Raw genomic sequence first — 22965 nt, 5'->3', positions numbered from 1 at the left:
GGAGAGGCCCATGACCGGACACTCAGACACTTCCATGAACATTGCATTCACAGGCAGCGCTGCTGCGCCCAACGACACTGAGCTGGCAGAGTTCGAACAGCGCTCGGGGCTGACCCTGCCCGCTGCGTACAGGGATTTCTTGACCCGACACAATGGCGGCGCACCCAGCCCCAAACGATTCACCACCCAGGACGGGAAGGTCGAATCCATGGTGGCCTGGTTCTTCCCGCTGGCTGGCGAAGGAGAAAACAGCCTGTGGCATGAGGTCGAAGGGTTCACGTTGGCAGGGCAGATCCCACGGCAGATCCTGCCGATTGCTCGTGACCCGGCGGACAATCGCATTGTGCTGTCGACCACCGGACGTGATGCTGGACATGTTTACGATTGGTCTTGGGATGAAGAGCCGGACCCTGCGACTTGCTCGCGTCGCTACATGAGGTTGATTGCCCCTGATTTCCAGGCTTGGCTGAACATGCTTCGCTGAACCCTGAACGATTGGTGCGGCTGATCAACAGCACGGGCCAGGATGCCTTGCTGGACGCCATGATCAAAAAACTGCCCCCTACTGCGGAGCAAGCAACCATTCAGTTAAAACACGCCAACCTCGTTCAACCGCTGTATGCAGCCACTCAAGCCGCCACGCAACAGGATAAAGCCAGCCACCTTTCGTCAATTCTTGAGCGCTTGGGTACAGCAGCAGGAGCGAGCTTTATTGGCACGACAACCACAAAGGCCCGGATGGCGGAGGGATCTTCGGATACTGGGCTCTGGAAGCGGCAGGCGTGGCCACCTTGTTCGGCATCAACGACAGCCCCATCTGTGACATGCCCTTCTACCCCGAAGATTTGGTGGAATTTGCGCGAGCATAAATACGTCTGCCATGAACCAGCTTGACCAGGAAAAGGCAGAAGATGCCTTCCAACAATTCCTGATGGAGATGGATGACCGCATCGAAGGCCTGCAGAAGGAGGCAGAGGGCTATCAGCTGAGCCTGGACATGTCGGACAGCAGCCTCGACACCCTCGAAAAGTTCATCCTGAAAGTTTTGAACTCGAAATCAAACCCGGATGTCAAAAGCCTGGCGGTGACTTGTGGCCGTTATCTTGGCGAGGTGATGGCTCAAAACCACCAGGGACGTTGGTTTCTTCCCTTGGATGATCCCAAAAACATCAACTTCAACCAGCCCGTCGTCATCGACCATGGCGCCAGTAAGACGGAGTTTGCACCCGTGTCTGTTTGCCGGGCATTTATCTTGAAAAAGACGCCCGGCTTGATCAGCAAGGCGTACTTCTCTCAACTGTCGCCACGCAAGCTGGACCTGTCCAAACTGATTGAACCCGAATGAAGCGCCATCGAAGCCATTTGGGCAGCCATCCCTTATGAGATGCATCCCCAGCTACTGCTCGCAGTTGCAGAATGAACTGGGCGACGCGTTCACCGTCATCATCAAGATTTAGCCAAATGGCCATTGGCCTGCAAGTCGCGAACATCACCAGCGAAATTGGCGCATCCAGTTTCTTCCACGCCTTCTTTTCCACCATCTCCGGAAACCTGGAGCCCAAGGGCTGGGGATCGAGGTTCCCCACCTTGATGAACGACCTGTACCAAGGCACGCTGACCGCGGACAAGAACCAGGCCTGCCTGCGCGAGATGAACATCGTCAAGGAAGAGTTGCGGCGGCTGCCGCCTGCCAAGGTGATCTGGGACTACGGAGACCGCAGCAAGGCGCCGCCCTGGGGAACGAACATCGCCAAGGACATTTCCGACCTGTCCAACTACTTCGTCACGTCCACCGGCCGCGACCTCATCGATACCATCCTGGACGCGCTGGACGCGCAGCAGATCACCCAGCAAACCCTGAAGGTCGTGCCCTGTTGACTGGGGCTTCCTGGCCTACTCCATTGGGCACAGCCTGGGCGAACTCACGGCCCTGCTGGAGCTGGCTGTGCGCCGCGCCTGGGATGCCCCGAACTCACCGCAACTGCGCGTGCAGATCTGACTGGCGGGCAAAGACTTCGCCCGCAGCGGCGCGATCCTGATCCGCCTGGTGATGCAAGGCATCGCCATGTGGCTGACTGAACAAGTCCCGCCAAGATCTTCACGGCCCACCGCGCATCAAGAATGGCCACTGACGCAATCGATCCTCAGCCTCAGGAATCAGCATGAACCGGCCAGTTCCTGGTGGAATGAATCACCAGGCAGGCGCCTTGACTACGCTGGCCCCAACCCAAGGCGCAACGCCGCCACAAAGCGGGCAGGGTCGATCGGCTTGGCGAACAGTTGCACACCCGGCGGCAGTTGCCCCAGCGAGGCAAGTTCATGCGCCGAATTCGCTGACACCGCGATGAGCGCCTTAGGCCGCATGAATTCGTTGACCATCATCTGGCGGACCATCTCGAAGCCGTCCATGTGAGGCATGTGGATGTCGGTGACGACGATGTCGGGGCTGACTTTCCCGATGAGGGCCAGGGCCTGGAAGCCGTTTTCAGCCACTTCGACGCGAGCTTCGGGCAAGGCCAGGCCCACGAGCTCGACCATCAGCGTCCGATCAGCGGCATCGTCGTCAACCACGACGACAGAGACCAACACCGGCGGCTTCAAATCGGACGACGTGCCGATTCTGTGCGCCTGAGCCTTGAACAGTTGCTCGGCGCTCTCAGCGTCAATGCGCCTGTGGCCGCCCAGCGTCTTCCAGGCCTTGAGATGCCCAGCGTCCACCCACCGCTGAACAGTCTGGAGCGACACCCCGAGCCGCTTGGCAACATCAACGGTGGTGTAGGAGCGGTGGTCGTTTGGCGTCACGGGCGGGGTCATGGGCGTGTGCGTAGCTTGTCATGCGGCCGGTGCATTTTGGCGCATACCAGCGCCAGATGGACGAAATAATTACTTTGGATGTTTTGGTCGAATTAAAGTTCGCATCACGGCGTTCCGATATAGCTGCACAACCCAAAAATCAGAGAGCGTCTCCATGCAAAACACGGCCAAGCACCTGTCCGAAACGGCATCAATCCAGGCCTTGCTCGCGCTGGACGTGCTCGACACGGAACCGGAGGCCGAGTTCGACGCCTTGGCGGAGGTGGCCGCGCTGGCCTGCAGGGCGCCCATCGCGCTGGTCAGCCTGCTCGACACCGATCGACAGTGGTTCAAAGCCGCCATCGGGCTGCCCGGCGTGCGGCAAACGCCGCGCGGCATCGCATTCTGTGCTCACGCGGTGCTGAACGACGGCCTGTTTGAAGTGCCGGACGCCCACCTGGATTCACGCTTTGCCAGCAACCCGCTGGTCACCGCCCCCCCTCATGTGCGCTTCTATGCAGGCGCGCCGATCAGGCTGAACTGTGGCGAGCGCATCGGAACGATCTGCGTGATCGATCACCAACCTCGCCAGCTTGACGCCGGCCAGCGGCAAATCATGCTCCAGCTCGCCACGGCGGTGGCCTCGGCCCTTGAAGGGCGGCGAGCGACGCGAAGCCTGGGCAAGGCCGACACCGCAGCGGCGCAGGCGGCTGCCGAGCTGAGATTTCGAGCGACGCACGATGCACTGACAGGCTTGGTCAACCGCACCGAGTTCGAAGCGCAACTCGGCGAGGTGCTGCGATTGGCGCACGCCGATGGCAGTGAGCATTCCTTGCTGTTCGTCGATCTTGACGACTTCAGCAGGGTCAACGATGCCGGTGGCCACACCGTCGGCGACCTGGCCCTCCAGGAGGTCGCCAGAATTCTGGCCGCGTTTGTTCGCACCAGCGACTGCCTCGCCAGATTGGGCAATGACGACTTCGCCATCATTCTCAAGCGCTGTCCGGCCGAGCAGGCCAAAAAGGTGGCCACGCAAATCTGCGAGCGGATGGACGAGTTTCGCTTCGCCCATGGCGAGCGCCGGTTTCGCGTCGGCGCCAGCATCGGCCTCGTGACCGTCGATCAACGGTGGGATGCCATTTCCCCGGTGCTTCAGGCAGCCGACTCGGCCTGCAGATCGGCGACGGAAGAAGGCGGTAATCGCGTGTGCACCTGGATGGACAGCGACCAGTCCATCCACGCGAGACATGGGGAAATGCTGTGGGCCACGCGCATCGAGCAGGCCCTTGACGAAGATCGGTTCGTGCTCTTCGCGCAGCGCATCACACCACTCACCCGATGCGCCGGGGGCACTCACGCCGAGGTTCTCGTGCGCATGGTCGAACGCGATGGCACGCTGGTTCCGCCCGGCCTGTTTTTGCCCGCGGCCGAGCGCTTCCACCTGGCTCAGCGGATTGACCACTGGGTACTCAGCCGCGCGATGGCCTGGCTGGCGGCGTGCCCGCCAGGCCACTCGGTCAGCACCTTGAGCGTGAACCTCTCAGGAAACTCGGTCGGAGACCGAAATTTCCACCAGTGGGCCGGTGACGCGTTGATGGCCATGGGGGCCGAACTGCGCAGCAAGCTGTGCCTGGAAATCACGGAAACCGCCGCCATCACGAACATGGCCGACGCGACGGCCTTTGTGCAGTTGGTCAGGGCCGCGGGCGTTCGGGTTGCGCTCGACGACTTCGGCGCGGGCGCCTCGTCCTTTGGCTACCTCAAGGCCTTGCCGGTCGACTACCTCAAGATCGACGGGCAGTTCGTCCGCACCCTGCTGACCGATCCGCTCGACGATGCCACGGTTCGGTGTTTCGTCGATGTGGCCCAGGTCATGGGCGTGAAAACGGTGGCTGAGTTTGTCGACGACCCCGCGGTGCTCGCCCGACTACGCGAGCTCGGTGTTGACTTTGCACAAGGCTTCTTGCTGCACCGGCCCGCACCGATCAACGAATTGCTTTCCTCTTTGTGACCTCGCATACCCGTTCCCTGACCACCCCAAACGCCAGGGCCGACAGCCGGAGCACCTAACACGGGTTCGCCCTGAACAAGTACCTGCAGGCAGGGTCCGAGAAACCCGTTTTTTTCGATACCCTCGGGGGCACTGTCATTTGGAGTGTCCCCTTGTCCGCACCGTCTTCTTTGCCCCAGCAAAAAGCCACCTTGTGGACCCAGTCCGACGCCCACGTCTACGCGGTGATCGATGCCTCGCAGGTGCCCGGCCTGACCGAGGCGCTGCTCAAGGCCGACATCCTGGGCTGGGACTGCCTGCACCGCGGCGCCCTGCCACCCGATGAAGCCTCCAAGGCGCCCTACCTGGTCGAGCTGAAACCCAACTCGCCCTTCACCGACTGGCTCCTGAACGAGGCCAGCGCCACCATGGAAAACTGGGGTGTGCTGGTGGTCAGCGCCCTGGGCCTGCGCCAACTGCGCGAGCACCTGCGCGATCTGAACGAAGCGCAAACGCCCCAAGGCCAGCGCTTCACCCTGCGCTGGTACGACCGTCGCATCCTGCGCGTGCTGTTGCCCAGCTTGTCGGCCCCGCAGTTGCTGCAGTTCTTCGGCCCCATCACCGCCATCGCCCAACCCACGCCCAAGGCTTGGACGTGGTGGCGCGAAAGCGTCGGCCAGTTGATGACCGACACCCGAACCCTGGCAGGATGAGCACCCCATGCTGTCACTGAGCCCCCAACAAATGGACCTGCTGGCGCAGGTGGCCCGCGAACGCTTCGTGCACCGCGTGGCCGCCTACTTCGCGCTGCAGTGGCCGGCCATGCTCGAGCGCCTGGGTGATCGCTACGGCGCCTTCATCGACCTGGCCGTGCAGCACGCGCAAAAGCACCAACTGGCCGAAGGGCCCTGCGTGGCCCGCTACGTCAACCTGTGGTTCGTGTGGGGCCCGGCTTTTGAAGACAAGCCCGGCTTCGAATGGGCCAAGGACATCCTCGGCGACGCCCGGCGCAGCGAGTTCATCAAGCCCCATCAACTGGTGCGCCGCACGCTCGACGAACTGCAGCGCCTGCACGCCGCCAGCGCGGGCCGCCCCCACACCGGCCTGCCGCCCGCCGATTTCGAAGCCGCCGATGCGCGGGTGGTGGCCGACCTGGCCGACCTGGGCCGCCTGGGCGACGTCATGCCCAGCCACGTGCAGGTGGCCCGCCTCAGTTGCGACCTGGACGCCATCGACATCGGCACCATCGACACCGCCTGGCGCCATGAATACCGCTTGACCGACAAGGACTGGCAACGCGTGCCCGGCCCGGCCGCCCCGCCCCGTCTGCGCATCGACACCACCCAGCCCTTGCCGCCCGAACGCCTGAACGTGCTGACCCATGCACCGGGCGAAGGCCCGCCCGCGCGCCTGCAAGTGAAGGTGCGCGCTTTGGGTGGCTGTGGCGACCACACCCATCCTCGCGTCGCCTTTGCTGGCGGACATGGCCTGTGGGAATGGCGTGGCCACGAAGCCACCGCCGTGAGCTGGCCGGTGCACGCCGCCCCCACCTTGCCCGTGCCTGACGGCCTGGTGGCGGGCATTGCCCATGAAGGCTCGCCGCAATGGCACACGCTGCAGGTCGCCAGCTGCGGCCTGCGCGACCACGGTGCCCCGCTGGGCGAGGTTGCCACGCAAGTGCTGAGCTACCCCGCCGACCAGTGGCTGCTGGAGCTGCGCCACACCACCAAGCCCGCCACCTGCCGCTTGGAACGCGACGGCATCGCGCAAGACGGCAGCGCCTGGCAACGCGGCTTTGCCCGCCTGCACGACGACTTCAAGGCCAGCACCAACCAACTGCTGTTGGCCTTTGAGCGCACCAGCGGCGCCACCGCCGCGCAACTGGACATCGAGCCCTCGCTGATGGCAGGACAGGCCGGGCTGAGCTGGGGCTGGCGCGAAGGCCCCCAAGGCCTGCCCGACGAACCCGTGATGCGGCTGGAAGGCTGGATCGACATGGTCGCCTGCGCCCTGCAACTGCAGCTCAGCGGCGAACTCAGCCTGGCCGGGGCCCGCGCCCGTTTGCGCCTGCGCGCGCAAGGCAGCACGCCCCTGCGCACCCGCATCCTGCGCGACAGCAAGCTGCCCTTGTTGCCCGAGGTCCTGGCCCCCACCGTGGTCAAGCTGCGCTACCCCTTCGAGCTGGAGATGGACCCCATCGTCACCCCCGACCACGTCGCCTTGCACCCCACGATGCCTGCCACCGGCGCCATCGTGGGCGAGGCCGGGCTGCGCGCCAAGCCCGGCAGCGGCGGCGTGCAACTCTTCCTGAGCTTGCGGATCGAGCCGGTGGCCACCACCCTGGCCATCCACGACCCGGTGCTGGGCACCTCGCGGCAAGCGCGCCCGCTGCTGCCCGCCATGCCCTTGCTGGACTGGAGCCTGGGCTGATGGAGCGCTTGCTGTTATTGCGAATCGAAGCGGCCGGCTGCCAGGCCGAGGCCGTGCTCAACGGCGTGCCCGTGGCCAGCGTCGATGCGCGCACCGCGCCCGGCACCCACGTGGCCTGCGTCCCGGTGCACGAATACACCTTGGCTGGCGGCAACCGCCTGGGCCTGGTGATCAACCCGCACCCGATCAACCTGCCGCCCGGCCAACCCCCACCGCCGCCCACCCCCAACGTGGCCGACGGACAAACCTGGGTGAAGCTGCGCTTGCTGCTGCCCCGGCAAGGCCAACCCGCCAGCGAGAACTCGGCGCGCACCCTCGCCCAACTGGATTGGGCCCTGCCCGAAAACGAGGTCTACGAGACCCCGCTGCTGCTGCCGCAAACCGTCGATCTGCCCGTGACCTTCCCGCGCTGGCGCTGGCTGGACGCGCCCGTGGTCGACATCACGCCCGCCTTGAAGATGCAAGCCCTGGCCTTCCTGCAGCGCCTGGCCATCGACCTGACGCGGGGCGACCCCGAAGGCTTCATCGCCGCCGCCCGCCTGCGCTTTGAAGAGTTGGCCCTGGCTTACCAGCGCGAGGCCGCCGTCGATGTCGGCCGCTTCCGGGCCCATGTGCAGCAACTCAGCGCCAGCAAGACCTTGCGCATCGCCCCACCCACCGCCGCCGACCTGGTCCTGCGCCCCGTGGCCGATGGCCGCTTGCTGGAATGCCTGGGCCCCACCGGCCAACCCATCTTGCGCACCACACCCACCGAGTCGGGCAGCAGCCACGCCTGGCCCATTCGGTTGGCGGTGGTGGATGGACAGTTCTACGTGTTGAGATAAGCTGCCAGTCGTGATTACCTTGACCATCCTCACCTTCAACGGCGGCCCCACCGAGCGCCTGTCCGCGTCCTTTGACGAACTGGGCGGCACCATCGGCCGGGCCGACACCAACCAGTTGATCCTGCCTGACCCCGAGCGAACGATCTCGCGCGTGCACGCGCAGGTGGCGTTCCGCAACGGTGGCTTCGCCCTGGTCGACCGGGGCAGCAACCCGGTGCTGGTCAATGGCCGGGCCTTGGGCAATGGCGCTGAAGCCCCCTTGAAGGCGGGCGACCAGGTGCAGATTGGCGGCTATGTGTTGTCGGTTGAGGCCAGCGCGGGTGCCGCCGCGCCCGCTGATCCTTTCGCGGACCTGATGGGCTTTGGGGGCGGCTTGGCGGGCGCACCGCCTGCGTTTGCGGCCACCGCGCCCATGGACCCGTTTGCCTCGCTGGGATCAAGCGGCGGTGGCTCCGCCTGGGGCAGCCCGGCGCCCTCACCTTTCAGCAGCCCAAGCCCCAGCCCGGCCGCCGCCAGCGCGCCTTCTGGCGGCATCCCCCTGGATTGGGATCCCTTCGCACCCGACCCCGTGCCCGCCCACGACCTGGGCCGCAGCCTGGGCGCCGCACCGTCTGCCATCCCTGATGACTTCGGCCTGGGCCTGGGCGGCCCCTCCGCAGCGCCTTTGGTCCCCGACGTGGGCATCCGCGCCACCGCCGCCGAAGACTCGCTGGACAACCTGTTCGGCCTGGGCCCGGCCAGCAACCGCAGCGGCGACCCGCTGGCAGGATCTGCCTTCCAGGACCCGCTGGCCAAGCCCAACACCGCGCAAAACACCGACCCCTTGCGCTCCTTCATGAGCGGGCCAGCCTCGGCGGGCAGCGATGCCATGGCCGACAACGTGTCCGAGCTGAACACGCCCTTCATCGCGCCCAGGGTGGCGGCCCCCAAGCCAGCGGCACCCCCACCTGCAGCGCCGATCGCGCCCGCCAGTGGCCCTGCTCCGCAAGGCGCGGTCCTGTCCTGGGGCGACCAGGCCGGTGGCGCCGAAGGGCGCACCATCATCCGGCCCGCCAGCAGGCCCACCGCACCGGCAGCCACGCCGACGCCGCCACCGGCCGCCTTTGCCGCCGCCCCGGCACCCGCACATGTGCCATCGCCCGCAGCCGCACCGCGCCCCACCTCCAGCACTGCCGACAGCGCCGATGTCCAGGCCCTGCTGGCCGCCTTCCGCGAAGGCCTGGGCGTGCCCAGCCTGCAGATCGATGCCTTGACGCCCGAGATGATGAAACTCATCGGCCAGTTGCTGCACGAATCCGCCAAGGGCACCGTGGACCTGCTGGTGGCCCGCGCCGCCCTCAAGCGCGAGATCCGCGCCGAGGTCACCATGATCGTCGCGCGTGAAAACAACCCGCTGAAGTTCTCACCTTCGGTCGAGGTCGCGCTGACGCACTTGCTGACCCCACCCGCGCGCGGCTTCATGCAGCCAGCCCCCGCCATGCGCGATGCCTACGACGACCTGCGCGCCCACCAGTTCGGCTTTGTCGCCGGCATGAAGGCGGCCTTGGAAGGCGTGCTCAAGCGCTTCGACCCGGCCATCCTGGAAGGCAAGCTCACGCAGAAATCCGTGATCAACAGCCTGCTGCCTGCCACGCGCAAGGCCAAGCTCTGGGAAGTCTTTCAAGAGCTTTACGGCCAGATTTCCGAAGAAGCCGCTGAAGACTTCCACGACCTGTTCGGCCGCGAATTCCTGCGCGCCTACGAGGCCCACATCGACCAGCTCAAAGACGGCAAGCACTGAGAAGAAAGAAGCCCCGCCCGTGGAACTCGAAATCGCCATCATCTCCAAGCAAGGCGGACGCAGCTACAACGAAGACGCCTGCGGCCACTGGAACTCCGACCGCCACCTGTGCTGCGTGATGGCCGATGGCGCCGGTGGCCATGGCGGTGGCGACATCGCCTCCAAGCTGGCCGTGCAGAACGTGCTCAACGGCTTTGCCGCGCAACCGGCCACCACCTCGCCGCAACTGCGCGAACTGGTGGTCGGCACCAACCACGTCATCCTGGATCACCGCATTGATGGCACGGTGCAAGCCAACATGCACACCACCGTGGCCCTGTTGGCGATCGACTTCATCGACCAAACCGCCCTGTGGGCCCACGTGGGCGATTCGCGCGTGTACTGGTTCCGCCAAGGCCGCATCCAGACCCGCACGCGCGACCACAGCCTGGTGCAGGCCCTGGCCGACGGCGGCCTGATCAAGCCCGAAGACATGCGCACCCACCCCAAGCGCAGCGAACTGCAATCGGCCCTGGGCACCCCGGCCGAATATTTGGAAGTGGGCGTGCCGGAACAGGCCGTGGCGGTTGAAGATGGCGATGTCTTCCTGCTCTGCACCGACGGGCTGTGGGAGTATGTGGACGATGAGGTGTTGGAGCAATCGCTGATCGATGCGCCATCACCCCAAGCCTGGCTGGACGTGCTGGAAGCCACCGTGCTGACCAACGCCGCCCACAAGCCCAGCCATGACAACTTCAGCGCGCTCACGGTGTGGACCAGCGCCACGCCTTCCGCCTGAACCGCCGCCGTTTAAAGGAGCCCCGACATGCCCCAACAAACCTGCATGGGCGCCATGATGAAGTGCACTTTCGGCGTGGCCCCCAGCACGCTGATCCCCACGCCCAAGCCCATCATGACCAGCCACATGGTCGCGGCCAACATCATGGACCACGTGCCCATCATGAACATCCCGCCCTTCGGCATGTGCAACTGCCCGGGCAACCCCATGGTCGCCGCCGCCACCGCCGCCGCGCTGGGGGTGCTGACGCCCATGCCGTGCATCCCCAACACGCCCGCCCCCTGGTCACCCGGCGCCGCCACGGTGATGTTGCAGAACTTCCCGGCGCTGGACAACATCTCCATGCTCAACTGCATCTGGGGTGGCGTGATCACCTTCGCGAATGCGGGGCAGACCACGCACATGATTCCGTAGGCCTCCAGGCACCTTGGCAAATCCGTGCATTTGTCACGGAAAGCCGCAGCACTTTCCGAAAACGTCAGCGATGCACCACGGCGGGCCTACACCCCCCGCCTGAATTGACGTTATGAACAGTGCATCAATCCTGAAGTACTGACTGATGTGAAGTCACCCTTTCATCAGCCTTTCAGGAGCCGCCATGGCTGCACGCATCCCCACCAAGATCATTTCTGTCGGCTTGGCCGCCAGCCTGCTGCTGCCCCTGGCCGCACACGCCGAAGAAGAAGCCATGGCCACCGACCGCCCCGATGTGGTCGAATCCAGCAACGTCGTGGGCAAAGGCCGCTTCCAGATCGAGACCTCCTTCGCTTCTGAAAGCGACAAGGTCGCTGGCGTCAAGACCACCACGCGCACCACCCCCACCCTGCTGCGCTACGGCCTCACCGAGAACACCGAATTGCGCCTGGAAACCGATGGCTTCATCCGCGACGGCCAGGACCATGGTTTCGCCGACGTGGCCATCGGCCTGAAATGGCACACCCACGATGGCGACGAGGCCACCGGCCGCCCCTCCGTGGGCTGGCTCTTCCACGCTGATCTGGACAGCGGCTCGCAGCCCTTCCGTGGCCACGGCGTGCGCCCCTCGGTGCGCATGGTGGCCGAGTGGGAGTTTCCGCAAGACTGGTCCTTGGGCCTGATGCCCGGCGTGCTGCGCGACACCAATGACGCGGGCGAGCACTATGTCGCGGGCTCTCTGGCTGTCGTGGTCGGCAAAGCCTGGACCGACGAATTCAGAACCTTCGTGGAAGTGGCCGGCCACCAGTTGACCTCGGCCAAGAACGGCGGCTCCGTCGTCACCTACGACGTCGGCATGGCCTACCTGATCACCCCGACCATGCAGGTAGACAGCGCCGTCTCATTCGGCGCCAACGATCACACCCCCGATCGGCAGTGGACGGTCGGCTTCTCGATCAAGTTCTGAGCTTGGCAATCAGAAAGGGCACGAGCATGAAACTCACCATCCAACAAAAACTGCTGGGCTTCAGCCTGATTGGCTTGGTCATGATGGTGCTGATTGGCGCCACGGGCTACTCGGCGGTCTACAAACTGTCGTCCGACACCGCCAAGATCGCCACCATCGGCACGGCTTTGCGCGCGCAAATGGAGGCCGACATGATGCACGACGCCTTGCGCGCCGACGTGCTCAGCGCCATGCTCGCTTCGCTGCAGCAAGACGCGGCCGAAGAAAAAAACACCAAGGCCGCGCTGGCCGAGCACATCGGCAATTTCCGCGACTCGTTCAAGACCCTGGACGAATTGCCGCTGGACGCCGAGATCGTGAAGGCCTCTGCCCAGGTCCGCCCTGCCTTGAACGCCTACCTGGCCAGCGCCACCGAGGTGATCGGACTGGCCTTCACCAACCGCGATGCGGCCCAGGCCAAACTGGCCTCGTTTCAAGGCGCCTTTGAAAGCCTGGAAAAATCCATGGGTGAGCTGGGTGACCTGATCGAAGCGCAAACCAAAACCGCCCAGGCCGCCAGCGACCAAACCGCCACCCTCGCACGCACCGTCATGGTCGTCACCGCCCTGATCTCGGGCGCCTTGTTCTTCGGCATCGGCCATGTGGTCAGCCGCGGCGTGGTGCTGCCCATCGGCCGCGCGGTCAAAGTGGCGCAGGCCGTGGCCAGTGGCGACTTGACCTCGCACATCGACACCAGCGGCAGCGACGAGACCGCCCAGTTGCTCACCGCCCTCAAGGCCATGAACGACAGCCTGATCCTCACCGTGGGCACCGTGCGCCAAAGCAGCGAGAACATCGCCACCGGCTCCAGCCAGATCGCCACCGGCAACACCGACCTGAGCCACCGCACCGAAACGCAAGCCAGCAACCTGCAACAAACGGCCGCCTCGATGGAAGAGCTCAGCAGCACCGTGCGTCATAACGCCGACACCGCGCGCCAAGCCTCGCAACTGGCCAGCTCGGCCAGCGACGTGGCCGCCAAAGGGGGCAGCGTGGTGGCGCAAGTGGTCGGCACCATGGCCGAGATCACGCAGTCCAGCCGCAAGATCAGCGACATCATCGGCGTGATCGACGGCATCGCGTTTCAGACCAACATCCTGGCGCTGAACGCCGCCGTGGAAGCCGCCCGCGCGGGCGAGCAAGGCCGTGGCTTTGCGGTGGTGGCCTCGGAAGTGCGCAGCCTGGCGCAACGCAGCGCCAGCGCCGCCAAAGAGATCAAGGGCCTGATCAACGACAGCGTGGAGAAGGTGCAGACCGGCTCGCGCCTGGTGGACGACGCCGGGCAAACGATGGACGACATCGTGGCCCAGGTGCGCCGCGTGACCGACCTGATCGGCGAGATCAGCTCGGCCACGCAAGAGCAAACCAGCGGCATCGACCTGGTGAGTGGCGCGGTGGCCCAGCTGGACCAGGTCACGCAGCAGAACGCGGCCCTGGTGGAAGAATCAGCGGCGGCGGCCGAGAGCCTGAAGCATCAGGCCGCCGAGCTGGTGAAGGCGGTCAGCGTGTTCCGGCTGAATCAGTTCTGACGGCCGATTTCAACGCGGCGGTTTTCACCCGAAAACGGGTTGCTGGCATTCTTCAGGTTCTTGGTGCCCACGCCGACCGAGGCCAGCAGGGTCGGGTCCACACCCTGCTCCACCAGGTAAGACTTGACCGCATCCGCGCGCCGTTGCGACAGCACCAGGTTGGCTTCGGCCGAACCCGACGCATCCGCGTGGCCTTCGATCTTCACCACGCTGCCCGAGCCCTTTTTGGACTTGAGCACCTCGGCGAACACATCGAGCTGCTTTTTCAGCGAAGGTGGCACTTCGGCCGAGCCCAACTGGAAGGACGACGCTGGCAGCGAATAGCGGATGGCGGGCTTGAAGCCCATGCACTTGAAGCCACTGGCCTCCAGCTCCTTGCAAGCGTCTTCGGGGAACAGGCCTTCCTTGATGGCCTTGGCGTCAGGCACTTTGGAGCCGATGTCCAGGGCGCTGTCGGCCTGAGCCGGGGAAAACACACCGCCGGCCAGCACAATCAGGGCGGCCACAGCGGGGACTGCGAATTGAGCGAATTTCATGGGCAATCTCCCGAGGTCAAACAATGGGGGCACCCCGGACACGCCGGGGGCTCAAGCTGACATCATAGAGACTTCAGCGGGCACTGTCCGCCCTGAATCAAGGGGGCGGTTCAGTGCGCTGTGTCTGAACTGGCGAAAGTGGTGCGGCGCAGGTGCACGCCGCTCTGGGCGCCATGCAAGGAGCCATCACGCCCCAGGTCGAGGTGCTCGCCACTGGCCAGCTTGTATTCAACCACCCCGGTGGGCTCCCACTGCACGGCCGCGTCCAGCCACGGGTAGGCGCGCGCCATGAGTTCGTAGCCGTAAACCTTGTGCGCCCGGCCCTGGGGGTCCTGGGCTGAAAACGATTCCAATCGGTGAAGCTTGATGTCCATGGGGTGCCTCCATGAAAAGCCGACCCGCAGGCCGAAATCAACCTGTGGCAATTTTGCGCCGACTGATTCCAAACTGCACGCGATTTTTGAGCTGCTAGGGGGGTCTCCCCGCCCTGTCATGCCCCTTCTGTAACGTACAGTTCAAGATCAGCCCTACACACGATTCGGATATGACCTGGCACAACAAGGTGGTTTGGACGGAGGGCATGTTCCTCCAGCCGCAACATTTCCAGCAGCACGATCGTTACCTGGCGCATCAGCTGGATGCGCGATTGGCCTCCAGCCTGGGCTACGGCTGGGGGTTTTACTCGCTGGTGCTCGACGAAGCGGCCATGGCGCAGGGCAAGATCGCCCTGGCCTCGGCCAGCGGCGTGCTGCCCGATGGCACCGCTTTCCACATCCCCGGCCATGACGCCGCCCCCGCCGCGCTCGATGTGCCGCTGGACGCGCGCAACGAGCTGGTCGTGCTGGCCGTCTCGCTGGCCCGCCCCGGCGTGGCCGAATCCGACGCCGAAGACTCGGGCGGCTCCATGCCCCCTCGCTTCCGTGTGGCCGAGGTCGACGTGGCCGACACCAACGCCACCGCCGAGCGCGAAGCGCCGCTGCAGATCGGCCGCCTGAACCTGCGCCTGATCCTGGCCCGTGATGCCAGCGAGGGCTACACCCACCTGGGCGCCGCACGCATCGTCGAGCGCCGCGCCGACAACCGCCTGATCCTGGACACCACCTACGTCGCGCCCACCCTGCACGCGCCCAACAACGCCATCCTCGATGGCTATGTGCGCGAGATCCACGGCATGCTGCACCAACGCGGCGAGGCCCTGGCCGCCCGCATGGGCCAGGGCGGCCGAGGCGGCGTGGGCGAGATCGCCGACTTCCTGCTGCTGGAAGCCGTGAACCGCAACGAGCCGGTGTTCGTGCACCTGCAGAAGCTGTCGGTGCTGCACCCCGAGCGCCTGTACGCCACCTGCCTGAGCCTGGCCGGCGATTTGTCCACCTTCCGCGACAAGCGCCGCCCCGCCAACCTGCCCGAGTACAAGCACGACGACCTGGCGCCCTGCTTTCGCGCCGTCATGCAGGACCTGCGCCAATCGCTGTCGGCGGTGCTGGAGCAAACCGCCATCCCGATTGAGCTGCAAGACCGCAAGTACGGCATCCGCGTGGCCACCATCCCCGACGTTGAATTGCAGCGCAACGCCAGCTTCGTGCTGGCCGTGGGCGCGCAGATGCCGGCCGATGCACTGCGCGTGCGCTTTCCCACGCAGGTCAAGATCGGCACGGTCGAGCGCATCCGCGATTTGGTGAACCTGCAGCTGCCGGGCGTGACACTGCGGCCGTTGCCGGTGGCGCCGCGCCAGATCCCGTACCACGCCGGTTTCAACTACTTTGAGTTGGACACGCGTGGCAACGACATGTGGAAGCAGCTGGAAACCTCGGGCGGCCTGGCCATGCACATCGCTGGCGAGTTCCCGGGCCTGGAGTTGCAGTTCTGGGCCATCCGCGCGTGACGCGGGCGCCAAGCCCAGTCATCAAGCGGTCCCTTGAGTTCTTGAGGTTGCCATGAGCGAAGAAGATCCTTTCGCCGCGTTCGAATCCGACCGCACCATCATCAAGCCCAGCGCGGGGCGCAAGCCGGGGGCGCCTGCCGCCGGTGCTGCTGCGCCTGCCGCTGCGCAGTCGTCCGCGCCCATTGGCGGGTTGCCGCCTGGCGCTGGCTCGGTCACTTTGGATGCGCTGATGAGCGCCAGCCTGAACCCACTGGTGTCGGCCGCTGCGCCCTTGCTGAACGCCGCACCGCGCATCCGCGCCATGGCCCAGCACCCCAATCCAGCTGGTCTGAAAGACGCGCTGGCCGATGGCATCCGCAAGTTCGAGGCGCAGTCGCGCCAACGCGGCCTGCCCAACGAGCAGGTGATTGCCGCGCGCTACGTGCTGTGCACGCTGCTGGACGAATCGGCCGCGAGCACCCCCTGGGGCAGTTCGGGCGCGTGGTCGGCGCAAAGCCTGCTGGTGCAGTTCCACAACGAGGCCTGGGGCGGCGAGAAAGTCTTCCAGCTGATGTCCAAGCTGGCCGAGAACATCGAGACCAACCGCGACTTGCTGGAGTTGTTGTACGTGGCCTTGGCCTTCGGTTTTGAAGGCCGCTACAAGGTGCAGACCGATGGCCGAGCCCAGCTCGACAGCGTGCGCGTGCGCCTGGCCGACCTGCTGCGCAAGAGCCGGGGCGGCTACGACAAGACCTTGTCACCGCGCTGGCAGGGCGTGCCCGCGCAGACTGCTCGCTTGAGCGATGGCCTGCCCATGTGGGTGATCGGCGCCATCGTGGGCGTGCTGCTGATGTTTGCCTTCATCGGCATGCGCTTTGGCATCAACAGCCAGTCAGATGCCACCTTCTCGGCACTGCAAAGCCTGGACGTGAAGGCGGCGCCGGTCACGGCACCGCCGCCACCGCCCGTGGCCGCACCGGCCCCGCGCCTGGCGGGCTTCCTCAAGCCCGAGATTGAGGCAGGCCTGGTGGCCGTGAGTGACCTGGCCGACCGGTCCATCGTCACCATCAAGGGCGATGGCTTTTTCGAGCCCGGCAGCGCTGACATCGCCGACCGCGTCAAACCGCTGCTGGTGCGCATCGCGGAGGGTTTGAATGGCGTGCCTGGCCAGGTCTTGATCACCGGCCACACCGACAACCAGCCGATCCGCTCGGTGCGTTATCCCTCGAACTGGCACCTCTCGCAAGAGCGAGCCAACTCGGTGAAGACCATGCTGGCGTCCAACCAGGTCAAGCCCGAGCGCATGCGCGCTGAAGGCCGCGCCGACGCCGAAGCCGTCGAGGACAACAGCACGCCCGCGGGCCGCGCCAAGAACCGCCGCGTGGAAGTCACGCTCTTCGTGCAACCCGCCGCCGCTCAATGATTTTCAGGATCGCCGCATGAAAAAGTTGTTGCAGGTGCTCTTGCACCCCCTGTTCCTGGCCGTGCTGGGCTTGCTCGCGCTGTCGGCCATCATCTGGTGGGTCGGGCCACTGATCGCCATTGGCGAGTCGCGTCCGCTCGACTCGGTCTGGGTGCGGTTGGCGATCATCGCCGTGTTGTTCTTGCTGCTGGCGGCCAAGGTGGCTTATGGCGCCTGGCAGCGCAAGCGCACCAATGCCGCATTGGTGCAGGGCATGACGGGAGGGCCATCCGCGTCTGACCGTGAAGTGGCCACGCTGAACGAGCGCTTCACGCAAGCGATGGGCGTGCTTCAGACTTCTCGCAAGCCTTCGCTGCTCAAGCGCAGCCAGCACCTGTACGAACTGCCTTGGTACATCTTCATCGGCGCGCCGGGCTCGGGCAAAACCACGGCCCTGATGAACGCGGGCCTGAACTTCCCGCTGGCCGAGAAGCTGGGGCAGGCTTCGGTCAAGGGCGTGGGCGGCACACGCAATTGCGACTGGTGGTTCACCGACGAGGCCGTGCTGATCGACACCGCCGGCCGCTACACCACGCAAGAGTCCGACAGCAAGGTTGACGCCGCCGCTTGGGATGGCTTTTTGGCGCTGCTGAAGAAGACCCGTCCACGCCGCCCTTTGAATGGCGTGATCCTGACCGTCAACATCCAGGACCTGCTGCAGCAAGGCGTGCATGAACGACAAGAGCACGCGGCCAAGCTGCGCGCGCGCTTGCAGGAGTTGCACGACAAGCTGGGCCTGAGCGTGCCCGTGTACGTGCTGGTGACCAAGGCCGACCTGATCGCCGGCTTCAATGAGAGCTTTGGCGAGCTGAACAAGGAAGAGCGCGACCAGGTGTGGGGCTTCAGCCTGCCTTACAACGCGGACGCGCCGCTGCAAGACAAGGAAACGCCGCTGGGTGATTTCATGGGCGAGTTTGGCGCGCTGGAGCAGCGCCTGCGCGACCGCCTGATCGACCGCATGGACGCCGAGCGCGAGGTGCTCAAGCGCGCCGCCGTGTTCGCCTTCCCGCAAGAGTTCGCCAGCCTCAAGCCCGTGCTGTCGGACTTCCTCACGCAGGTCTTCACCGGTGGCGGCCAGTTCGAGCAACGCCCGCTGCTGCGCGGCATCTACTTTGCCAGCGGCACGCAAGAAGGCACGCCCATCGACCGCGTCATGGGCACGCTGGCCAGAGCTTTTGGCGTGGAGCGCAAGGTGGCCTCGCTGTCCAGCGGCAAGGGCAAAAGCTTCTTCTTGCACCGCCTGTTGCGCGACGTGATCTTTGCCGAGCAAGGCCTGGTTGGCGTCAACAAGAAAGAAGAGCAACGCCGCACGGTGCTGCGCATCGCGGCCCTGGCGGGCATTGGCGTGCTGGCCACGGCGCTGCTGGTGGGCTGGGCCGTGAGCTACAGCCGCAACAAGGCCTACATCGCGCAGATCCAGGGCAAGTTGCCCGAGCTGCAGCAGGCCGTGAACGCGATCCCACCCGCCAACACCGGCGATGTGACGCCGCTGCCCGCCATCCTGGACCTGGTGCGCAACGCCGCCCACCCAGCCGAGTTCGACATCGCGCACCCGCCCTTGCTGCACACCCTGGGCCTGTACCAGGGCGACAAGCTGGACGCGGGCGCACAGCAGGGCTTCAACCACCTGCTGCAACATGCGCTGATGCCGCGCGTGGCCAAGCGCCTGGAAGAGCGCCTGCGCGGCGCCAACAAGGACAACCTGGAGTTCGCCTACGAGGCCCTCAAGGCCTACCTGATGCTGTACACGCCCGACAAGTTCGACGCCGACACGCTCAAGGCCTGGATCAGCATCGACTGGGAAGTGAACCTGGCCAACAGCTTGACGCCTGAACAACGCGGCGCGCTGAACTCGCACCTGGAAGCCGCCCTCGCGCAAGGCGCCCCGCAACCCGTCGTGGCCATGGACACCGCCTTGGTGGCCAGCGTGCGCGACATGCTGGTGTCCTACCCGCTGGAGTACCGCGTTTACAGCCGCCTGAAACGCGCGCAGACCGGCGCGGACATCCCCGAGTTCACCGTGGCGGGCGCTGCCGGCCCCAACGCCGCGCAGGTGTTCGAGCGCACCAGCGGCCAGCCGCTGACCAAGGGCATCCCGGGTCTGTACACGCGCGATGGCTATCAAAAGGCCTTCCAGAAATCGGTGGAGAAAGCCACCTTGCAACTGGCCACCGAAGAAGGCTGGATCCTGGGCACCAAGACCGACCCGGCCAAGCTGCGTGACATCGCCCTGACCGGCGAGCTGCCCAAGCGCGTGCGCCGCCTCTACCTGGAAGACTATGTGAAGACCTGGGACGCCTACCTGGCCGATGTGCACCTGGTGAAGCTGAGCGGGTTGGACCGCAGCATCCAGGTGGCGCGTGTGCTGTCCGCCATCGATTCGCCATTGGCCGCTTACCTGCGCGCCGTGGCCCGCGAGACCACGCTGGTGCCCGCGCCCGCTGCCGCCGCTGGCGGCAACCCCCTGACCGATGCCGCCAACAAGGCCGAGGCCGCCCGCAAGGAGCTGGCCGCGCTCAGCGGTGCGCAACCCGTGCCCGCCTCCGACGTGGCCGCTGGCCCCATCGAGCGCATCGTGGACGACCACTTCGCCGACATCCGCCGCCAGGTCACCGGCCAGCCCGCGCCCATCGACGAAACGCTGAAGATGTTCAACGAGGTCTATGTGCAACTGTCGGCCGTGGACGCCGCAGCCAAGAGCAAGTCGCCCCCGCCTCCCGCCGGTGGTGCCGACCGCATCAAGGCGGCCGCTGGCCAGCAACCCGAGCCCATCAAGTCGATGCTGACCGCCCTGTCAGACGCGGGCGCCTCGCAAAGCCGCGTGGCCGAGCGCGCCAGCCTGAGCGACGAGATCAAGCCCATCGCCGACTTCTGCGCGCGCGCCATCTCGGGCCGCTACCCCTTCAGCGCCAGCTCGCAGGCCAATGTCATGCCGGACGACTTCGGTCAGTTCTTCGGCCAAGGCGGTTTGATCGACGACTTCTACCAACGCAAGCTGGTCAACCTGGTGGACACGGGCAGCAACCCCTGGTCGCTCAAGCCGCTGACCGATGGCACGAAGCCACCCTCGCCGTCGTCACTGGCCGACTTCCAGCGCGCCGCCCGCATCAAGGATGTGTTCTTCCGCAATGGCGGCAAGGCGCCGTCCTTCCGCGTGGACATCCGCGCGTTGGAGTTGCTGGATGGCGCCAAGGAGCTGAACCTGGACATCGATGGCCAGATCACCAAGTTCACGGCGGGCAACACCACGCCGGTCACGGTGAACTGGCCCAGCCAGCGCGTGGCCTCGCAGATCAAGCTGTCGGCCGGTGGTGCGGGCGTGACCTTTGATGGGCCCTGGGCGCTGTTCCGGATGTTTGACCGGTTTGAGGTTCAGCCCTCAGGGCAGCCGGAGCGCTTCACCGTGGTGGTGAATGTGGACGGCAAGCGGGCCAAGCTGGAAGTAACGTCCAGCAGCGCATTCAATCCCTTCAGGTTGCGCGAGATCCAGCAGTTCAGGTGCCCAGGGGCGTTTTGACCTGAGGACAGTGGCCGTCCTGCCTGACAATGCAGGCTGAGCAACAACACAATCCCAAGGGAGGGATTCATGGACCAAACTCGATTCGAGCAAATGGTGGCCCGACTTGAGCGCGAAAGCGCCCAATCCCCCGGGTTGTACCAAATCAAAGTGGCCTTGCTGGCCCTTCTCGGTTTTGGCATCCTGGCCTTGATCCTCAGCTTCGCCGGGGCTGGCCTGCTGATCATCGCGGGGGCCTCGTTGGCGGTACTGCTGTCGGGCGGCAAGGCCTTGATCCTGCTGTTCAAGCTGGGCAAATTGTTGCTGATCCTCGCCATCCCACTGTGGCTGCTGGTGAAGTCATCGTTGTCGGCCTTGTTCACGCGGCTGCCCGCGCCTCAGGGTCTGGCCTTGCACCGTGCACAGGCGCCAGCCTTGTTCGACGCCATGGACGACATGCGTCGGCGCATGAAAGGGCCCCGCTTTCACCACGTGCTGATCACCGACGAAGTCAATGCCGCCGTGCTGCAACGCCCGCTCTTCGGCTTGTTTGGCTGGCCACGCAACTACCTGATCCTGGGGCTGCCACTGCTTGAAAGCCTGTCGCCCGAGGAAGCCTTGGCCGTGGTCGCCCATGAGTACGGACACCTGGCGGGCTCACACTCCCGCTTCGCGGCCTACATTTACCGCCTGCGCAACACCTGGGGCACGATCCAGGGCCTGGCATCCCAATGGCAAGGTTGGTTCGGCAAACCCTTGCAACGGATCGTGGCCTGGTATGCGCCCTACTTCAACGCCTACACCTTCGTCCTGGCCCGCACGAACGAGTACCAGGCGGACGCGGCCTCCGCCGAACTGGTGGGCGCCAACGCCGCGGCCAGCGCGCTCAAGCGCGTCAATGTGGCAGCGGCCCAGTACGACGCCTTCATGGAACGCACGTTCAAAGGCATGGCCGACACCGAATCACCGCCCTCCGACCTGTCGGCTCGCTGGGCCTCGCAGGCCATTCAACCCGTGCCCCCAGAGCAGGTGGGGCAATGGCTTCGCCAAGCCCTGAACCGACAACCCCAGGTCGATGACACCCACCCCGCCCTGAGTCAACGCCTTCAGGCCTTGCCGGGCGCCGGTGCCATCACTGAACCTCCCACGGACCTGCAAGGCCCGTCCGCCGCGTTAATCTGGCTGGGTGCGCATGTGGAGGCTCTGCGCAAAAGCCTGCAGACGGCATGGCACCAACGCGTGGCCGAGCCCTGGTCTCAACAACATCAGGCTGTTCAAGCGCAGCGCCAGCGCCTGGTCGAACTCGAAGCCCTGGCCACGCCCAACCAGGACGAGCGCATCGAGACCTTGAAACTGAGAGGCCAACTCCATCCTGACCAGGATCACCTGCCCGGTCTGATCGCGTTCAATGCGGACAACGCCGACCATGTGCTGGGGCTGTACCTTGAAGGCAGTCAACGCTTGAAGCTGGGCGACGAGGAAGGACTGTGCTTGATGGACCGCGTGATGACGCTCGATCCCGATGCCATCAAACCCGCTTGCGAACTGGCCCATGGCTTTTGCAAGGAACATCTTGACGACGCCAGAGCCCAGGTCTATGCCGAGCGTTGGCGTGAGCGGGACACCTGGCAAAGGACCAAAGATCAACAACTGTCGACCCTGGACGTGAACCATGAACTCAGGCCCGCCACGGAAGGGGACATGGACGCGGCCTTGCGTGCCCATGGCATCGACATCCTGCGCCGCGAAGGCGCCGGGGTGAAATGCGCCTATCTGGTCAGACGGGTGCTTCCGGTCGACCCCAGCCAGCCGACCTACGTGGTGGCGCTGGAGCTGACCTGGTGGGCGCGCAGGAGAAACAAGCAGGCGAGCACGGTCAACCGCATTGCCGCCCACGAATGGCCAGGGCATGTCTTCATCTGCACCTTGGATGGCCAGTACAAGCCACTCAAACACAAACTCAAGAAGCTGACCCACGTGGCGATTTTTCCGAACCGCTGAGCCTGCGTCCAGCCACGAATCAAGTGCACGGCCCCGCATCTTTGCTGGCCGTGCTTGGCGCACGC

At 65.3% G+C, this 22965-nt stretch carries 20 protein-coding genes; 17 read left to right on the top strand and 3 right to left on the bottom strand.

Annotation, left to right across the window (positions count from 1 at the left end):
* Positions 1 to 10: 10 nt before the first annotated feature.
* The 4 genes from Q7V20_RS02775 to Q7V20_RS02760 all read left to right on the top strand — a co-directional run bounded on the left by Q7V20_RS02775 (position 11) and on the right by Q7V20_RS02760 (position 1878).
* On the top strand, positions 11 to 484 hold the full coding sequence (locus Q7V20_RS02775) for an SMI1/KNR4 family protein (RefSeq protein ID WP_304786939.1): 474 nt from the start codon (positions 11 to 13) through the stop codon (positions 482 to 484).
* A 265-nt stretch (positions 485 to 749) separates the two neighbouring features.
* Positions 750 to 869: a PoNe immunity protein domain-containing protein gene (locus Q7V20_RS24300; RefSeq protein ID WP_370652395.1), complete on the top strand. Its 120-nt coding sequence runs from the start codon at positions 750 to 752 to the stop codon at positions 867 to 869.
* Positions 870 to 880: 11 nt separating this feature from the next.
* Complete coding sequence (locus tag Q7V20_RS02765) at positions 881 to 1345, top strand: hypothetical protein (RefSeq protein ID WP_304786935.1); 465 nt, start codon at positions 881 to 883, stop codon at positions 1343 to 1345.
* Between the two features lie 116 nt (positions 1346 to 1461).
* Complete coding sequence (locus tag Q7V20_RS02760; RefSeq protein ID WP_304786933.1) at positions 1462 to 1878, top strand: immunity 70 family protein; 417 nt, start codon at positions 1462 to 1464, stop codon at positions 1876 to 1878.
* Positions 1879 to 2211: 333 nt separating this feature from the next.
* On the opposite strand, the gene Q7V20_RS02755 is transcribed toward Q7V20_RS02760, so the two are convergent.
* Positions 2212 to 2814: a response regulator gene (locus tag Q7V20_RS02755; RefSeq protein ID WP_304786931.1), complete on the bottom strand. Its 603-nt coding sequence runs from the start codon at positions 2812 to 2814 to the stop codon at positions 2212 to 2214.
* A 154-nt stretch (positions 2815 to 2968) separates the two neighbouring features.
* Here Q7V20_RS02755 and Q7V20_RS02750 point away from each other — a divergent pair, with 154 nt between their 5' ends.
* The 9 genes from Q7V20_RS02750 to Q7V20_RS02710 all read left to right on the top strand — a co-directional run bounded on the left by Q7V20_RS02750 (position 2969) and on the right by Q7V20_RS02710 (position 13544).
* Positions 2969 to 4804, top strand: coding sequence for a bifunctional diguanylate cyclase/phosphodiesterase (locus Q7V20_RS02750; protein ID WP_304786929.1), 1836 nt, complete (start codon positions 2969 to 2971; stop codon positions 4802 to 4804).
* A 152-nt stretch (positions 4805 to 4956) separates the two neighbouring features.
* Positions 4957 to 5496, top strand: coding sequence for a DUF4123 domain-containing protein (locus Q7V20_RS02745; RefSeq protein WP_304786927.1), 540 nt, complete (start codon positions 4957 to 4959; stop codon positions 5494 to 5496).
* 7 nt (positions 5497 to 5503) lie between these two features.
* Positions 5504 to 7213 carry a hypothetical protein gene (locus Q7V20_RS02740; RefSeq protein ID WP_304786925.1) on the top strand — a complete coding sequence of 570 codons (1710 nt, stop codon included), beginning with the start codon at positions 5504 to 5506 and terminating at the stop codon, positions 7211 to 7213.
* Positions 7213 to 8037, top strand: a complete 825-nt coding sequence (locus Q7V20_RS02735; protein WP_304786924.1) for a hypothetical protein — start codon at positions 7213 to 7215, stop codon at positions 8035 to 8037. Before Q7V20_RS02740 ends, Q7V20_RS02735 begins: the two co-directional genes overlap by 1 nt.
* A gap of 10 nt (positions 8038 to 8047) precedes the next feature.
* Positions 8048 to 9817, top strand: coding sequence for a type VI secretion system-associated FHA domain protein TagH (gene tagH, locus Q7V20_RS02730; protein WP_304786922.1), 1770 nt, complete (start codon positions 8048 to 8050; stop codon positions 9815 to 9817).
* Between the two features lie 19 nt (positions 9818 to 9836).
* The gene (locus Q7V20_RS02725) at positions 9837 to 10595 is read left to right on the top strand and encodes a PP2C family serine/threonine-protein phosphatase (RefSeq protein WP_304786920.1); all 759 of its coding nucleotides are present in this window, start codon (positions 9837 to 9839) and stop codon (positions 10593 to 10595) included.
* Positions 10596 to 10622: 27 nt separating this feature from the next.
* A complete protein-coding gene (locus Q7V20_RS02720; RefSeq protein WP_304786918.1) occupies positions 10623 to 11009 on the top strand; it encodes a DUF4280 domain-containing protein in 387 nt (128 codons plus the stop codon).
* A gap of 184 nt (positions 11010 to 11193) precedes the next feature.
* On the top strand, positions 11194 to 11976 hold the full coding sequence (locus tag Q7V20_RS02715) for a transporter (RefSeq protein WP_304786915.1): 783 nt from the start codon (positions 11194 to 11196) through the stop codon (positions 11974 to 11976).
* A 26-nt stretch (positions 11977 to 12002) separates the two neighbouring features.
* The gene (locus Q7V20_RS02710) at positions 12003 to 13544 is read left to right on the top strand and encodes a methyl-accepting chemotaxis protein (protein ID WP_304786913.1); all 1542 of its coding nucleotides are present in this window, start codon (positions 12003 to 12005) and stop codon (positions 13542 to 13544) included.
* On the opposite strand, the gene Q7V20_RS02705 is transcribed toward Q7V20_RS02710, so the two are convergent.
* On the bottom strand, positions 13535 to 14080 hold the full coding sequence (locus Q7V20_RS02705; protein ID WP_304786911.1) for an OmpA family protein: 546 nt from the start codon (positions 14078 to 14080) through the stop codon (positions 13535 to 13537). The genes Q7V20_RS02710 and Q7V20_RS02705 overlap by 10 nt on opposite strands.
* 110 nt (positions 14081 to 14190) lie before the next feature.
* Positions 14191 to 14454, bottom strand: coding sequence for a hypothetical protein (locus tag Q7V20_RS02700; RefSeq protein ID WP_304786909.1), 264 nt, complete (start codon positions 14452 to 14454; stop codon positions 14191 to 14193).
* A gap of 170 nt (positions 14455 to 14624) precedes the next feature.
* On the opposite strand from Q7V20_RS02700, the gene tssK reads away from it, so the two are divergent.
* From tssK to Q7V20_RS02680, 4 genes are all read left to right on the top strand, one after another.
* Entirely contained in the window at positions 14625 to 15962 is a 1338-nt protein-coding gene (tssK, locus tag Q7V20_RS02695) for a type VI secretion system baseplate subunit TssK (protein WP_304786907.1), read from the top strand.
* Positions 15963 to 16014: 52 nt separating this feature from the next.
* Complete coding sequence (locus Q7V20_RS02690; protein WP_304786905.1) at positions 16015 to 17364, top strand: DotU family type VI secretion system protein; 1350 nt, start codon at positions 16015 to 16017, stop codon at positions 17362 to 17364.
* Positions 17365 to 17380: 16 nt separating this feature from the next.
* Complete coding sequence (gene tssM / locus Q7V20_RS02685) at positions 17381 to 20920, top strand: type VI secretion system membrane subunit TssM (protein WP_304786903.1); 3540 nt, start codon at positions 17381 to 17383, stop codon at positions 20918 to 20920.
* A 69-nt stretch (positions 20921 to 20989) separates the two neighbouring features.
* Positions 20990 to 22900, top strand: a complete 1911-nt coding sequence (locus tag Q7V20_RS02680; protein ID WP_304786901.1) for a M48 family metallopeptidase — start codon at positions 20990 to 20992, stop codon at positions 22898 to 22900.
* Positions 22901 to 22965 lie beyond the last annotated feature (65 nt).

The sequence above is a fragment of the Aquabacterium sp. genome, assembly GCF_030652515.1.
GTDB lineage: Bacteria > Pseudomonadota > Gammaproteobacteria > Burkholderiales > Burkholderiaceae_C > Aquabacterium.
The sequence above is the reverse complement of the archived record's forward strand: the minus strand, read 5'-3'. Positions and strand labels throughout refer to the sequence as shown.